Origin of the sequence: Amycolatopsis dendrobii (assembly GCF_014145675.1) — a bacterium.
Classification (GTDB): domain Bacteria; phylum Actinomycetota; class Actinomycetes; order Mycobacteriales; family Pseudonocardiaceae; genus Amycolatopsis; species Amycolatopsis dendrobii.
In genome coordinates this window covers 734,906-748,446 of sequence record NZ_JACGZW010000001.1, presented here as the reverse complement: position 1 = coordinate 748,446, position 13,541 = coordinate 734,906, and the positions used below count along the sequence as shown (strand labels likewise).

Here is a 13,541-nt window from a genome sequence, read left to right as displayed (position 1 = left end):
CCTGCCAGAGCTTCACGTGATCCGCGGTGAAGAAACCGACCACGACGTACCGGCCGTAACGGATGCCGGCGAACGCCTTGCGGTACTCGAAAGCCAGATCGCGGATGATCCGCACCGCGACGTCGGCGGGCGCCGCGGCGATGGCGCGTTGGGCGCGGAGGCGCGGCCTTGGACCGCGTCCGGCAAACCCTCGCCCGCCGCGAACTCGAAGTGCTCGGCGAGATCGCCGCAGGCCTGTCGCACGCGGAGATCGCCGAGAAGCTCAGCATCACCACGGAAACCGAGAAGACCTATGTCTCCTGGATCCTGACCAAACTCGACCTGCGCGACCCGGTGCGGGCGGTGGTGCTCGCCTACCGGGCAGGGCTGGTCGCCGCCGACCGTCCCCTGGCGTAGAACAACGGCGCCTTTTTCAGCTGCAGCGCCGCTCGGCATGTCAGCTCGTGGACTTGTTCTTCCGCTGACCCGGCGGGGCGCGGCCAGCCCGGTCAGTGTCGCGGACCTTTTCCGGCCCGATGGTCGTGTCCCGCACGGCACGCCGCGGCAGGAACGCCGAGTCCTACTTGGCGGTCCAGCCGAGCACCTTCGTGGCCTCGCTCCACGGCCCGTCCAGCCGGCGGGCACCGCCGGTGGTCAGGTCCGCGACGACCAGCTCGTGCGTGTTGTCGTCCGCGTAGGCCGCGGCGAGCGCGCCTGGCACCGGTGACGGGACGAACGAGTTGCTGCCGGCGGGTTCGCGGATGCCGCTGTCGCCGCCCAGCGCCATCGGCAATGTCCGGGAGTTGCGTTGCTGCCCGGTGACCGGGTCGAACAGCTTGACGGTGTAGTCGTAGCTGTCCTCGTCGCCGGGGTACGAAACGACCACGAGCGCGCAGGTTCCCGGCTGGAAGAACCACGCGACGTCGCCGGCACCCAGCGGCACTTCGGTGGTGTGCGACAGATCGGAGGCGTCCGCGAGGAGCGTCGGGCCGGTCACGATCGGATCGGGCGACCGGTGCAGCAGCACGTGCCCCTGGCAGGCGTGCAGGAGGTTCTCCTCCTCGGGAAGGTCCTGGACAGTGCCCGCGGCGACGTGGCCGACGACTGTCGTGTTCGGCGCGAGGCCGCCGCCGGCGGACGGGATCGCCGAAGGCAGATCGCCGTTGTAGCGGCTGAGGATCACCGTGTCCGGGTCGGTCCAGCGGGCGCACGTCATCCCGGACACGACTTCCCGGTACTGGCCCGAGGAGCCGGGTCCGGTGTCGCGGTAGTTGCCGCTGGGCCGGGTGACGAGGCCAGCCACGGCGCCCTTGCGGTCGGCTGTGTAGACCCCTTGTTCGGAGGTGAACGCGACGTGCGCGCTGTCGGGCGCCCAGGACGCGCACAGCGCACCGGTCACCGAGGCTTGGGCGACGATCTCCGTGCCGGCGCCGACATCGTGCAGCACGATCCGGCCGGAGCCGTTGACGTAGGCGAGCGTGCGACCGTCCGGTGACAGCGCCACGGCGGGCAGCTTCGGCGCCGTGTTCCCGGTCAGCAACGGCGTCGCGGCGCCTTCGGTCACCCGCCACACCGCGGGCTGCCCCGCCTTGTCCTTGCCGGCCACCACCAGCGATCCGCCGACCACCGGCGGGGCGATCTCGGGCGACGACGAACACCCGGCGACGAGAACAGCGAGGGCGCCCAGCAGGACGGCGGTCTGGCGGCATGACATGAAACGATCATCGTCAGATCGGCGCGGTCCGGTGACGGCGGAAATGCCGACCGCCGCGGATCAGGTTGCTCCGGGACCGCGCCGCGTACCGACACGGTTCCAGGTCGGCGCGAACGTGCCCGCTCCGTCCTCGACAGCACGGTCCGCGACTCATGCCATGGACACCGCAGGATCCATTCGCCGCGATGGAGATCGCGCAGCGCCAGGAGGCATGGAGGAAACCGCACGGCCTTCGCCGGAGTCCGAGCGCTGGCAGGCGCGCCGGTCTGTCCCTCGTGAAGGGAAGACGGTCTGGAGCAAGACCCGGCCCCTGCCGGTCCGCCAAGCCTTGCCGGTGTGCGTCAATCCCGGCGCGCTGGGGGAGTCGTATCCGGTGGAGAAGACCAGCCGGGGCATGCTGGGGTGTTCGTTCGTCGTCATGGCCGCGTTCTGCCCCGGCTCGTTCTTCCTGCGGATGCTCGTCGCGAGCTGACCGCGCAGGCTGCGCGCTACGATGCCGGGCGTGTCGCTCGACCGGGTTGAGGGGATTCCAGGGCTGGAGTACCGGGTGTCGGACTCGCCCTATGTCGAGGGCGTGTATCGGGTGGGGCCGCATGGCGGCTCCGTGCCGGAACGCATGGTGTCGGTCGTGAACTCGAACTGGGAACTGCTGGTGTGGGCGTCGGCCGGGGTGACCGCCGTGTCGGTCCGCGGTCCCGAAACGCGGCCCACCGTGGTTTCGTTGGGCGAGGGGCTGGGCAGCGCCTTCGGCGTGATCTTCCGGCACGGCGCCTTCCTGCGGAATCTGCCGGTGGGCGGCCTGGTGGACGGCACCGTGTCGAGCCCGTTCACGACGCCGCGCTCGTTCGTGCTGCAAAACACCGAGTGGGAGATCCCCACGTACGAGAACGCGGAGACGTTCGTGGACCGCCTGGTCCGGGCGGGGCTGCTGGTGCGGGACCCGCTGGTTGCCGACGTCCTCGCCGGGGAGCGGCCGGTGCTGGTCACCCCGCGCTCGGTGCAGCGCCGGGTCGCCGCGGCCACGGGCCTGACGCAGAGCATGATCCGGCAGATCGAGCGGGCCCGGCAGGCCACGATGCTGCTGCGCCAGGGCGTGGCCGCGACCGAGGTCGTGCATCTGGTCGGGTATCACGATCAGCCGCATCTGGCGCGGTCGCTGACCCGGTTCGTCGGCCGGACGGCGACGCAGCTGCGTCGTCCGGACGCCGGCGAGGTGGTGTCGCTCCTGTACAAGACTGACGCCGAGGTCGCTCCGTAGGTTCTCAGTCAGCCGGAACGACCGGCTGCCAGAACCGAGGAGCACCGATGGCTTTCACGCAGATCTATGTCAACCTGCCGGTCGCCGACCTGGACGCGAGCACGGCGTTCTACGTGGCGCTGGGCGGTGTGGTCAACCCGCAGTTCACCGACGAGACTTCCGCGCAGGTCGCCCTCGGCGAGACGGTGGCCGTGCAGATCATGACGCACGAGCAGTTCAGCCAGTTCACCTCGCGGCCGGTCGCCTCCGGTGCGATCGAGTCGATCCTCGCGTTGCCCGCGGAGTCGAAGGAGGAGGTCGACCGGCTGGCCGACGCCGCCGTCAAAGCGGGCGGGTCCGAACCGCGTCCGCCGCAGGACATGGGCTGGCTCTACAACCGTGCGGTGGACGACCCGGACGGCCACAGCTGGGAGCTGCTTTCGTTCGACGCTTCGGCGATGCCCGGCACGCCGGAATGACGGCGGGTGCGGGCGGGCGGATTCGCTTTGCCCGCACCGGGCCTGGCCAATCGTCGAGAAGCGAGTGACGCTCTGGGACCGAGAAGGGGCGGGGCCGGAACCGATGTGGTTTCGACCCCGCTTCAGCGGACTTCCGATCGCTACGTCGTGATCGTCGTTCGTGCCCGCGCGCGGGCCGCCGCCGCAAGCGACCGACGTGCCCTCGTAAATCAAGCTGGTGGAACAACCTTCGTCATCGGTGACGGTCACCGTAACGGTCCAGGTTCCGGGCTTGGCGTACGTGTGCGAGACGTCGGGTGTGGTGGTCAGCAGCCGCTGGCCGTCGCCGAAATCCCAGGCGTACTGGGCCACCGTTCCGTCCGGGTCGGAGGAAGCCGCCGCGGAGAATCCGCGGGTTGCGCCGAACGTGGACCCGGTTTCGGCCAGTGCGGCCAGCGGGCCTTGGTTCGGGGTGAGGAACGCGTTCGAACCGTCGTGCCAGACGAGGCCGGTGTCGGCGGGCGGGAGGCCGCTGGGGACTGGCTGGCCGTCCGGCTGCAGCAGATAGCTGTACACCTGACTGTGCAGCGTCGGGTTGTTCACCGCGATCGCCTGGATGACGAACAGGTGCTTGCCGTCCGCGCTGAGCGTGACCCGGCCCGGCATGACCGGCATCTGATACGGCGAACCGGGCAGCGGAGTCAGCCGGCCACCGGTGCTGATGCTCCAGCCGGTTACCGTGTTGGCGGTGGTGTTGGGCACGTAGAGCCGGTGCGAGTCCGGCGTGCTGACGGCACCGTGCGTGGTTCCGCCGCTGGGATACGGCGATCCGGGGACCGCCGTCAGCGAACCGTCCCGGCCGACCGCGTAGGCCGAGAGGTCACCGCTGCCTTCGTTGCTGACGTAAAGGTATTTGCCGTCCGGCGTGAACGCGGGGATGACCGGCTTGTTCCCGGCGGGTGCCGGTGTGCCGACCTGGGCCAGCGTCGCGTCCGGGGCGATCGCGAAGGACGTCACGCTGTTCGCGAGGTAGTTCGTGACGATGAGGTGGCTGGCGTCCGGCGCTATCGCGATCTGGCTGATCGGGCTGTCGATCGGTGCGTCGGGAGCGCCGGTCCGGCTGAGCGTGCCCGACGGCGAGATCGCATACGAGCGTACTGATCCAAGGCTGGTCGTGCCGCCTCCCAACGTGACGAAGAGCCGGGAGCCGTCCGGAGTGACGGCCGCCCCGACGACTGGGAGACCCACGAGGACGATGCCGCCGTCGATCGGGGTCAACGTGCCGTCCGAGCCGATGCGGTAGCCGATGATGGCGCCCGATCCGCTGTCGACGGAATACACCTTCTGCGCGTCGGGCGTGATCGCCATGCCCAGCGAGCCGAGGCCCGCGGCGAAGGGGGATCCGGGCACGGTGGTCAGCGCGCCGTCCCGGGTGACGCTGACCGAACTGATCCCGGGCGAGGCGAACCCGCCGACCAGGAGGTAATGCCGAGGGGGGAGTGGGGTGTCCGCTCGCGACTGCGGTGCCGTCGGCCCCAGCAGGAGCGCCGTGACACATCCAGCGGCGGCCAGGGCGGCGGATGTGCGCTTACGTCGTGCTGACTGGGCCTTGTCCGTCACCATCGTCGGTTTCCCTTCCGCCAGACCAGATTGCCCGCAGTCGCAATCTAGGCCGGTCCAGGGGGCCTGACTGTCCAGCTTCCCGGACAGTCAGGCCCCCTGGACCGCTCAAACGGCCTGCGGGGCGGAATCGGACTGTGCCGCCGACGTGGTGGTGCTCAGCCGGGGAAGTTCCCGCAGCGCCAACCCGGCCACAACGGAAATCAGCGCCGCACCGCCGTTGTAGATCGCGACGGTCGTCCAGCTGCCGCTCGACTTGAACAGGGCGGCGGAGATCAGCGGGGCGAACGAGCCGCCGAGCACCGCGCCCAGGCCGTAGGACACCGCGAGCCCGCTGTACCGGATCGAAGGCGGGAAGGACAGCGCGAAGAAGGTCGGCTCGGCGGCGGAGTTCGCGCTGACCGCCATGAACAGCAGCACGAAACCGGCGACCATCGGCAGGTAGCTGCCGCTGCCCAGCAGCGGGTAGAACGCGAACGGGGTCAGCACCAGAGCGATCGCCGAGACCACGAAGACCTGTTTGCGGCCGAAGCGGTCGGACAGCAATCCGAACAGCGGCGTGGTGACCATGTACATCGCGGTCACGATGAGCAGCATCGACAGCAGCGTGGTCTTCGGCTGGTGCAGCACCGAAGTGCCGTAGGTCAGCGAATACACCGTCACCACATAGAAATTGACGTGCGTGCCGAGGCAGCACAGCATCACCAGGATCATCGGACGCCAGCCGCGCTTGATCGCGTCCGCCAGCGGGACTCGTTTCACCGCTTGGGCGTTTTCCACGCGGACGAACTCGGGGCTTTCGTCGAGTTTGACCCGGATGTAGAGGCCGACGAGGACAAGCACCGCGCTGAGCAGGAACGGGATGCGCCAGCCCCAGGCGAGGAAGGCGTCGCCGGGGAGTTCGTTCAGCACCAGGAACAGCAGGTTCGCCAGGAGCAGGCCCCAGCCCGCGCCGGAATTGACGAACGCGCCGGCCAGGCCTCGGCGTCGGTCGCCGGAGCTTTCCACGCTCATGACGAAACCGCCGGCTTGTTCGCCGCCGAGGGCGAGGCCCTGGACCAAGCGGCAGAGCACGAGCAGGATGGGCGCGAAGATGCCGATCGTGCGGTAGGTCGGCAGCAGTCCGATCGCGAAGGTGCCCACGCCCATCAGCATCATGGTCAGGAACAGGACGCGTTTGCGGCCGACGCGGTCGCCGAGGTTGCCGAAGACGGCCGCGCCGATCGGGCGCATCACGAAGGCGATCGCGAAGGTGGACAGCGAAAGCAGGACCCCGGCGGCCGGGTCGACCTGCGGGAAGAACAGCTTTCCGAAGACCAGCGAGGCGGCGACCCCGTAGACCAGGAAGTCGTAGTACTCGACGGTGGTGCCGACCATGCTCGCCACGACGGCGCGACGGCCGGAGCGGGCGCGGGCGGCGGGTTCCGGTGCGGACGGGGATTTCGGCGTCGTCATTGAACGCCCCTCTCCGAATGGGGTGCGGCGGACCGGGGAATGTGGTCGAAATAGGGCCCCGAGCGGGGTCGCCGTAGCGTAAGCAGGACGTTCGGGGTAATCAATTCGGAGTTCTCGAAGTGCGGCTTCGGGTTTGCGAAATAGGTTTCGCTCGCCCGCGCGCGTAGCGTCGCGAGGATGGAAGACACGCATTCCGGACCGCTGGCCGGGGTACGGATCGTCGAGCTCGGCGGGGTCGGGCCGACGCCGTTCGCCTGCATGCTGCTGGCCGATCTCGGCGCCGAGGTGCTGCGGATCGAACGCCCGCCCGGCTACGACGGCGGCGCGCCGATCGAACCGCGCTTCAACCTGATGCATCGCGGCCGCCGGGGCGTGCCGCTGGATCTCAAGGCTCCGGAAGCGGTCGCGGCCGTGCTGCGGATGGTCGGACAGGCCGATGCGCTGGTCGAGGGGTTCCGTCCCGGTGTCGCGGAGAAGCTGGGACTCGGACCGGACGAATGTCTCGCGGCGAACCCGGCGCTGGTCTACGGCCGGATGACCGGCTGGGGCCAGGACGGTCCGCTCGCGAAAGCCGCGGGACACGACGTCAACTACGTGTCGCTGACCGGCGTCGTGCACTCGATCGGCGAGGCAGGAGGCCCGCCGGTGATCCCGCTGAATCTGACAGGCGACTTCGGCGGCGGATCGCTGTACCTGGCTCTCGGCTTGGTGTCCGCGCTGCTGGAAAGCCGCAGGTCAGGCGAGGGTCAGGTGGTGGACGCGGCGATGGTCGACGGTTCGGCGTCGCTGATGACGGCGTTCTACGGGTTCCGCGCGGCGGGCTACTGGACCGACGAACGCGGCACGAACCGGCTCGATTCCGGCGCGCCCTGGTACCAGGTCTACGAGACCGCGGACGGCGGCTGGATCAGCCTCGCCGCGAACGAGACCCGGTTCTGGCGCAACACCCTGCGGATGCTCGGCCTCGCCGAGGACGACCTGCCCGGCCAGCATGACCGGCGGCATTGGCCGGAAATGAAAAAGCGCTTCGCCGAGGTGTTCCGCACCCGGACGCGCGACGATTGGTGCGCGCTCGCCGAAGGACAGGACGTGTGCCTCGCGCCGGTGCTGTCGATGGCGGAGGCCCCGGACCATCCGCATCTGCGGGCTCGCGGCACGTTCGTCGAGGTCGACGGCGTCGTGCAGCCCGCTCCCGCGCCGCGGTTCAGCCGAACGCCGGGAGCGATTCAGCGGCCGCCGGCCGCGCCGGGGGAGCACGCGGACGAGGCGCTGGCCGACTGGGGCTTTTCCGCCGAAGAGGCCGCGGCCCTGCGCGCCGGGTTCGGAAAACCCGAATCCCGGCTTCGGGAATCGTCAATTGGCTTTCCGGGCCGGTCGCATTAATCTGATGGAAACCGCGATGGGAGTACGAGAAAATGTGCGCGAATTTCCTGGACGAGGCGCAGTCGGAGTGGCTGAAAACCGTCAATGACTTCATGGACAACGAGGTCACCGTCGAATATGTGCGCAAGTGCGATTTCGAACGGCAGTACCCGTACGAGGCGTATGCCAAGATCGCGAAGCAGGGCTGGCTCGGCATCCTGATCCCGGAGTCGGAGGGCGGCTCGGGCGGGGACATCTTCGACTACTCCCTGATGGCCGAGGGGCTCGGCAAGTTCGGCTTCGACTTCGCCTGCTCGGTGCTGGTGCCCACGTTCACCGCGATGAACATCATCAAGTACGGCACCGCGGAGCAGAAAGCCCGCTACGTCAAGCCGTTCATCGACGGCGAGATCCGGTTCTCCGTGTCGATCTCCGAGCCGGACGCGGGGTCGGACGCGGCCAACACGAAGACCCACGCGCGCCAGGACGAGAACGGCGACTGGATCGTCAGCGGCTCGAAGCTGTGGTGCAGCGGCGCCGCGGCCAAGGACACCGTCATCGCGATGCTCGTCCGCACCGACAAGAACGACAAGCACAACGGCCTGTCCGTCTTGCTGATCCCGAACGACACCCCGGGCCTGGACATCCGCAAGCTGCCGACGCTGTCCCGGCACGCCACCGGCACGACCGAGATCTTCCTCGACGAGGTCCGGGTGCCCGCGGACGCGCTGCTCGGCGAGGTCGGCCAGGGCTGGAAGATCATCACCGAACACCTGGAGCTGGAACGCTGCGCGGTCGCGGCGGCCTACGTCGGCAACGCGCAGGAGGCGGTCGAGAACGCCAACCGCTACGCCCACCAGCGCACGCAGTTCGGCAAGCCGATCCGCGATTTCCAGGTGCTCAAGCACATGCTGGCGGAGAACCAGACGCGCGTCGATGCGGCTCGGCTGCTGTGCTACCGCGCGGCGCAGATGAAGGCGGACAACCTGCCGGCCGCCCGCGAGACGTCGATGGCCAAGCTGTATGGCTCGGAAACCCTGAAGCAGTGCGCGCTCGACGGCATGCAGATCCTCGGCGGCTACGCGAACCTTCCCGAGGGCGACATGGAGCGGTACCTGCGCGAAAGCATCCAGTCGACGATCGGCGGCGGCACGTCCCAGATCCAGCGCACGATCATCGCGAAGTCGATGCGCCTGCCTGCCTGAATCCTGTTCTGAGGAGAGAAGATCAATGGGGATCAACAACCGGATCGACATGCCTTGCGACGAGCTGGAGGTCGGCCAGACCTTCCGTTCGGGCGGGCGGACGATCACCGAGGCCGACGTCGTCAATTACTGCGCGCTCACCGGCAACTGGATCGAGATCCACTCCAACAAGCACTACGCCGAGCAGACCCGGTTCGGGAAGCGGCTGGTGCAGGGCTCGCTGACGTACTCGATCATGACCGGGCTGATCCAGTTCGGCCCGTCGATCCAGGCGAACTACGGGATCGACAACCTGCGCTACCTCAAGCCGGTCGCGATCGACGACACGATCTACGTGACCGCCGAAGTCACCGCGAAGAAGGAAAAAGACGAGAAGTACGGCGTCACCACGTTCCTGATGAAGGCGCTCAACCAGGACGGGTACGTGGTGCAGCGCAGCGAATGGAGCCTGCTGATGCTGCGCCGCCGCGAGGACCTCGAAGCGCTGCTCGCGGCGTCGCTGCCCACGGAGAAGCAGCCGGAGCGCAAGTGACCGCGGGCGAGCCGGTCGCCGCGATCGTCGGGATGGGCGACGCGTACGCGTCGAAGGCCGACCGGAAAGACCCGCTGCAGCTGGCCACCGAGGCGACGATGGCCGCGCTGGCCGACGCCGGAATCGGCAAACACCAGGTGGACGCGGTGTTCACCGGGCGCTCGCCGTGGGCGGACAAGCGGTCCCAGTGGAGCAACATCTTCATCTCCCACCTGCAGATGCCGGTGACGCTCAACAGCGAGATCACCCTGCACGGCGCCGGACTGACGTCCACCATCGCGGTGGCGTCGCAGATGATCGCGGCCGGTGCGGCGGAGTACGTGCTGTGCGTGCAGAGCGACGCGACCGAACTGTTCGTGGACGCGGTGGCGATGGGCTCGGAGGCCGATTCGGACCCGCAGTACGAAGTGCCGTACGGGCCGACCATCCCGTCGCTGTACGGGCAGGCCGCGCGCCGGTACTTCCACGAATACGGGCTGACCGAGGAAGACCTCGCCGACGTCGCCATCGCCAGCCAGCGGTGGGGCGCGCGGCATCCGCACGCGGCGAAGCGCAAACACGGCGAGATCGACCGGGAGAAGGTGCTGTCCTCGCCGTACGTCGCCACGCCGCTGCGCCGGTGGATGTGCTCCACCTGGGGCGGCGGCACGGGCGGGGCGCTTGTAGTCACCTCCCCGGAGCGCGCGAAGGAAGCCCGCGATCCGGTGTGGGTGCGCGGTTACGGTTCGGCGACCACGCACGAGTACCTCACCGACCGGATGAACATGCGGTCGGGCCGGTTCGCCGGACTGGGCGAGTTCCCGAACCTCACGCACACCGCGACGGTCGAGGCCGCCCGGCAGGCGTTCGCCCGGTCCGGGCTCACTCCGTCCGATGTGGACATGCTGCAGCTGTCGGTGAACTTCGCGCACATGGGTCCGATCATCATGGAGGACCTGGGTTTCGCGAAGAAGGGCCACGGCATCGACGTGTACCGCGAAGGCCGCACCGGCGTCGACGGCGACCTGCCGACCGACACCAACGGCGGCTGGCTTTCCTTCGGGCAGCCGGGGATCTCGTGCAATATGGACAGTCTGGTCGAGGCGGTCCGGCAGTTGCGCGGGACCGCGCTGGGGCTGGCGCCGAAGCGGAAACCGCGCACGGTGCTGGTGCAGGGGGCGGGCGGAATGCTCGCCGCGGCGGGCGTGCTGGTGTTGTCCGGCGACGAAGCGGGGAGGCCGTGATGAGCGAGGACTGGCCGCAGCCGTACCGGCTGCCGGACGCCGAACCGTACTGGGCGGCGCTCGACGAGGAACGGCTCACTTACCAGCGCTGCGATTCGTGCAGCGAGGTCGTGTGGCCCGCGCACTCGTACTGTCCGCACTGCTCCGCCCGCTCGCTGGGCTGGGAACAGTCCCAGGGGCGCGGCACAGTGTGGTCCTACAGCACGATCATGCGCGGTCCGACGCCGGTGTGGGCCGCGATCGTGCCCTATACGGTCGGGTTCGTCGAGCTCGCCGAGGGCTACCGGCTGTTTACCCAGATCGAAGCGGAACCGGACGCGATCGAGATCGGCATGCCGGTCGAGGTCCGCTTCGTGCGGCGCGGGGAGCAGACGCTCCCGGTGTTCGCCCCGGCAACGGAGGGATGACATGGCAGGCCCGCTCGACGGGGTGCGGATCCTGGACCTGACCTCGAACTTCATGGGGCCGTACGCGTCCCTGTTGCTCGCGGATCTCGGTGCCGACGTCGCGAAGGTGGAGTCCCCCGAAGGCGACACCACCCGCGGCGTCGGCCCCCGGCGAAATCCCGGGATGGCCGCGATTTTCCTGCACCTCAACCGGAACAAACGCAGCCTCGTGCTCGATCTGAAGCATCCGGACGGCCGGGACGCGCTCGTCCGCATGCTGCGCTCGGCCGACGTGCTGCTGCACAGTCTGCGCCCGGCGGCGATGCGGCGGCTCGGACTGTCCTATGCGGACGTGCGCGAGATCAATCCGCGGCTGGTGTACTGCGGCTGCTTCGGGTTCGGCCAGAACGGTCCCTACGCGGACAAACCGGCTTACGACGACCTGATCCAGGCGGCGGTCGGGATGCCGGTGCTGCAGAGCCGCGGACAGGGCGAACCCGCGTACGTCGCGACCGCGATCGCGGACCGCGTGGTCGGCATGGCGGCCTCGTCGGCGGTCGCCGCCGCGTTGTACTACCGGGAACGCACCGGGCACGGGCAGGAGGTACAGGTGCCGATGTTCGAGACGTTCGCGCATTTCGCGATGGGCGACCACCTCTACGGGCACACCTTCGTACCGCCGATCGGGGAGTGGGGCTACGCGCGGATGCTGAACGCGGACCGCCGCCCGTACCGGACCCTGGACGGCTACCTGGGCGTCAACATCTACACCACCCGGCACTGGCAGCGGTTCTTCGCCGCGGTCGGCCGGGCGGACCTGGCGCGGGACCCGAGGTTCGCCGACATCCACGGCCGGACGGAGAACATCGGCGAGCTGTACGCGTTCCTGGCCGAGGTGTTCGCCACCCGGTCCACCGACGAGTGGCTGAAGGTGCTCGCCGAGGCGGACATCCCGGTCATCCGGATGAACACGCCGGAGACGCTGCTGAGCGATCCGCACATGAGCGACATCGGGTTCTTCGCCGAACAGGACCATCCGTCGGAGGGACGGCTGCGCACCATCGGCATTCCGCAGCAGTGGAGCGAAAGCTCTCCTGAGCTGCGGCGCCCCGCGCCTCGGCTGGGCGAGCATTCGGCGGAGCTGCTGGGGGAATTCGGGTTCGGCGAGGACGAGATCGGTGCGCTGGTCGCTTCGGGCGCTGCCGGGATTGGAGTGCGCGATGACGCGTGAGCTGCCCCTGAGCGGGATCGTCGTGGTGGAGCTGAGCGACAGCGCGTCGGCGCCGTTCGCGGGCAAGATCCTGGCCGAACTCGGCGCCGAGGTGTGGAAGGTGGAGCGGCCGACCGGCGACTCCGCGCGCGGCTGGGGGCCGAGCCAGTGGAAAGGCGACGGGGCCGCGTTCCACGCGCTCAACCGCGGCCGCCGCTACCTCAGCCTCGACATCAAAGACCGCGAGCAGCTGGCGACGCTGCACCGGCTCATCGCTGAGCGAGCCGACGTCTTCCTGCACAACCTGCGGCCCGGCAGCGCGGCGAAGTACGGCCTCGACGCGGACAACCTGCGGGTGACCAAACCGGAGCTGGTGCACTGCGAGATCGGCGCGTTCGGCAAGGCCGGGCCGCTGCGCGAACTGCCCGGTTACGACCCGCTGATGCAGGCGTTCTCCGGGATCATGGACATCACCGGCGAACACGACGGCGGGCCGGTGCGTGCCGGGGTGTCCATTGTGGACTTCGGCACCGGGATGTGGGCGGTGATCGGCATCCTCGCGGCTTTGAATCGGCGCCACGTGAAGCACACCGGGGCCGCGGTGGACGCGTCGCTGCTCGAGACGGCGATCGCGTGGAACTCGGTCGGCATCGCCGGCTACGCGGCCGACGGCTACCCCGGCAGCAGGCACGGTTCCGGCGTGGCGTTCATCGTCCCGCACCGCGCGTTCGCGGCTTCGGACGGCGCGCTGATCATCAGCTGCGCCAACGACGCGCTGTTCGCCCGGCTGTCCGCCGCGCTTGGACACCCGGAATGGGCGGACGACCCGAGGTTCGCGGCGAATGCCGCGCGGCTGGAGAACCGCGCCGAAATCGACCGGCTGATCGGCGAGCGGATCGCGACCGGCACTCGCGCCCAGTGGCAGGACCGGCTGCAGGCGGCCGGGATCCCGTGCGCGCCGGTGCAGACGACCCCGGAGCTGGTCGGCCACGAGCAGACCCGGGAACTCGGCATCATCGGTTCCGCCGACGAGGGCGAGATCGGCGTGGTCGGGCTGCCGCTCTCGTTCGACGGCAGGCGCCCGCCGCCGCTGCCCGCGGTCCGCCCGATCGGCGCGGACAACGACCTGCTCGGCTCGGTGCTCCCGACCCGGGCCTGAC

Annotated in this window: 13 protein-coding genes and 1 pseudogene; 11 read left to right on the top strand and 3 right to left on the bottom strand. The window is 69.2% G+C overall.

Going from position 1 to position 13,541, the window contains the following annotated elements:
- Nucleotides 1-168: 168 nt before the first annotated feature.
- Complete coding sequence (locus tag H4281_RS03395) at nucleotides 169-396, top strand: LuxR C-terminal-related transcriptional regulator (protein WP_376771809.1); 228 nt, start codon at nucleotides 169-171, stop codon at nucleotides 394-396.
- 163 nt (nucleotides 397-559) lie between these two features.
- On the opposite strand, the gene H4281_RS03390 is transcribed toward H4281_RS03395, so the two are convergent.
- Nucleotides 560-1,693, bottom strand: a complete 1,134-nt coding sequence (locus tag H4281_RS03390; protein WP_182889375.1) for a TolB family protein — start codon at nucleotides 1,691-1,693, stop codon at nucleotides 560-562.
- Between the two features lie 211 nt (nucleotides 1,694-1,904).
- Between H4281_RS03390 and H4281_RS03385 the strand changes: the two genes are divergently transcribed.
- Genes H4281_RS03385 through H4281_RS45140 form a run of 3 tightly spaced genes read left to right on the top strand, consistent with a single transcriptional unit; the run spans nucleotide 1,905 to nucleotide 3,409 of the window.
- Complete coding sequence (locus H4281_RS03385; protein WP_182889374.1) at nucleotides 1,905-2,165, top strand: hypothetical protein; 261 nt, start codon at nucleotides 1,905-1,907, stop codon at nucleotides 2,163-2,165.
- Between the two features lie 30 nt (nucleotides 2,166-2,195).
- Entirely contained in the window at nucleotides 2,196-2,951 is a 756-nt protein-coding gene (locus tag H4281_RS03380; protein ID WP_237599750.1) for a helix-turn-helix domain-containing protein, read from the top strand.
- 47 nt (nucleotides 2,952-2,998) lie between these two features.
- Nucleotides 2,999-3,409, top strand: a complete 411-nt coding sequence (locus H4281_RS45140; RefSeq protein WP_220506724.1) for a VOC family protein — start codon at nucleotides 2,999-3,001, stop codon at nucleotides 3,407-3,409.
- Nucleotides 3,410-3,634: 225 nt separating this feature from the next.
- On the opposite strand, the pseudogene H4281_RS45410 reads toward H4281_RS45140, so the two are convergent.
- Together H4281_RS45410 and H4281_RS03370 are read right to left on the bottom strand one after the other, a co-directional pair.
- Nucleotides 3,635-4,756: pseudogene (locus tag H4281_RS45410) on the bottom strand (beta-propeller fold lactonase family protein); the annotation flags it as partial.
- Nucleotides 4,757-5,116: 360 nt separating this feature from the next.
- Nucleotides 5,117-6,463, bottom strand: a complete 1,347-nt coding sequence (locus tag H4281_RS03370) for an MFS transporter (protein WP_182889371.1) — start codon at nucleotides 6,461-6,463, stop codon at nucleotides 5,117-5,119.
- A 177-nt stretch (nucleotides 6,464-6,640) separates the two neighbouring features.
- On the opposite strand from H4281_RS03370, the gene H4281_RS03365 reads away from it, so the two are divergent.
- The 7 genes from H4281_RS03365 to H4281_RS03335 are packed head-to-tail and all read left to right on the top strand — an operon-like array spanning nucleotide 6,641 to nucleotide 13,540.
- Complete coding sequence (locus H4281_RS03365; protein WP_182889370.1) at nucleotides 6,641-7,846, top strand: CaiB/BaiF CoA transferase family protein; 1,206 nt, start codon at nucleotides 6,641-6,643, stop codon at nucleotides 7,844-7,846.
- Between the two features lie 32 nt (nucleotides 7,847-7,878).
- Nucleotides 7,879-9,030, top strand: a complete 1,152-nt coding sequence (locus H4281_RS03360) for an acyl-CoA dehydrogenase family protein (protein WP_182889369.1) — start codon at nucleotides 7,879-7,881, stop codon at nucleotides 9,028-9,030.
- 25 nt (nucleotides 9,031-9,055) lie between these two features.
- Nucleotides 9,056-9,562, top strand: coding sequence for a MaoC family dehydratase (locus H4281_RS03355; RefSeq protein ID WP_182889368.1), 507 nt, complete (start codon nucleotides 9,056-9,058; stop codon nucleotides 9,560-9,562).
- Nucleotides 9,559-10,785, top strand: coding sequence for a thiolase family protein (locus H4281_RS03350; protein ID WP_220506604.1), 1,227 nt, complete (start codon nucleotides 9,559-9,561; stop codon nucleotides 10,783-10,785). Before H4281_RS03355 ends, H4281_RS03350 begins: the two co-directional genes overlap by 4 nt.
- The gene (locus H4281_RS03345; protein WP_182889366.1) at nucleotides 10,785-11,192 is read left to right on the top strand and encodes a Zn-ribbon domain-containing OB-fold protein; all 408 of its coding nucleotides are present in this window, start codon (nucleotides 10,785-10,787) and stop codon (nucleotides 11,190-11,192) included. The genes H4281_RS03350 and H4281_RS03345 overlap by 1 nt, the downstream gene beginning before the upstream one ends.
- A gap of 1 nt (nucleotide 11,193) precedes the next feature.
- Nucleotides 11,194-12,402 carry a CaiB/BaiF CoA transferase family protein gene (locus tag H4281_RS03340; protein ID WP_182889365.1) on the top strand — a complete coding sequence of 403 codons (1,209 nt, stop codon included), beginning with the start codon at nucleotides 11,194-11,196 and terminating at the stop codon, nucleotides 12,400-12,402.
- Entirely contained in the window at nucleotides 12,392-13,540 is a 1,149-nt protein-coding gene (locus H4281_RS03335) for a CaiB/BaiF CoA transferase family protein (protein ID WP_182889364.1), read from the top strand. The genes H4281_RS03340 and H4281_RS03335 overlap by 11 nt, the downstream gene beginning before the upstream one ends.
- Nucleotide 13,541 lies beyond the last annotated feature (1 nt).

Bases quoted from the DNA above. Each gene is read 5' to 3' on its own strand.
- H4281_RS03360 (WP_182889369.1), top strand. From the start codon at position 7,879: ATGTGCGCGAATTTCCTGGACGAGGCGCAGTCGGAGTGGCTGAAAACC.
- H4281_RS03335 (WP_182889364.1), top strand. From the start codon at position 12,392: ATGACGCGTGAGCTGCCCCTGAGCGGGATCGTCGTGGTGGAGCTGAGC.
- H4281_RS03370 (WP_182889371.1), bottom strand. From the start codon at position 6,463: ATGACGACGCCGAAATCCCCGTCCGCACCGGAACCCGCCGCCCGCGCC.
- H4281_RS45140 (WP_220506724.1), top strand. From the start codon at position 2,999: ATGGCTTTCACGCAGATCTATGTCAACCTGCCGGTCGCCGACCTGGAC.
- H4281_RS03385 (WP_182889374.1), top strand. From the start codon at position 1,905: ATGGAGGAAACCGCACGGCCTTCGCCGGAGTCCGAGCGCTGGCAGGCG.
- H4281_RS03340 (WP_182889365.1), top strand. From the start codon at position 11,194: ATGGCAGGCCCGCTCGACGGGGTGCGGATCCTGGACCTGACCTCGAAC.
- H4281_RS03355 (WP_182889368.1), top strand. From the start codon at position 9,056: ATGGGGATCAACAACCGGATCGACATGCCTTGCGACGAGCTGGAGGTC.
- H4281_RS03390 (WP_182889375.1), bottom strand. From the start codon at position 1,693: ATGTCATGCCGCCAGACCGCCGTCCTGCTGGGCGCCCTCGCTGTTCTC.
- H4281_RS03345 (WP_182889366.1), top strand. From the start codon at position 10,785: ATGAGCGAGGACTGGCCGCAGCCGTACCGGCTGCCGGACGCCGAACCG.
- H4281_RS03365 (WP_182889370.1), top strand. From the start codon at position 6,641: ATGGAAGACACGCATTCCGGACCGCTGGCCGGGGTACGGATCGTCGAG.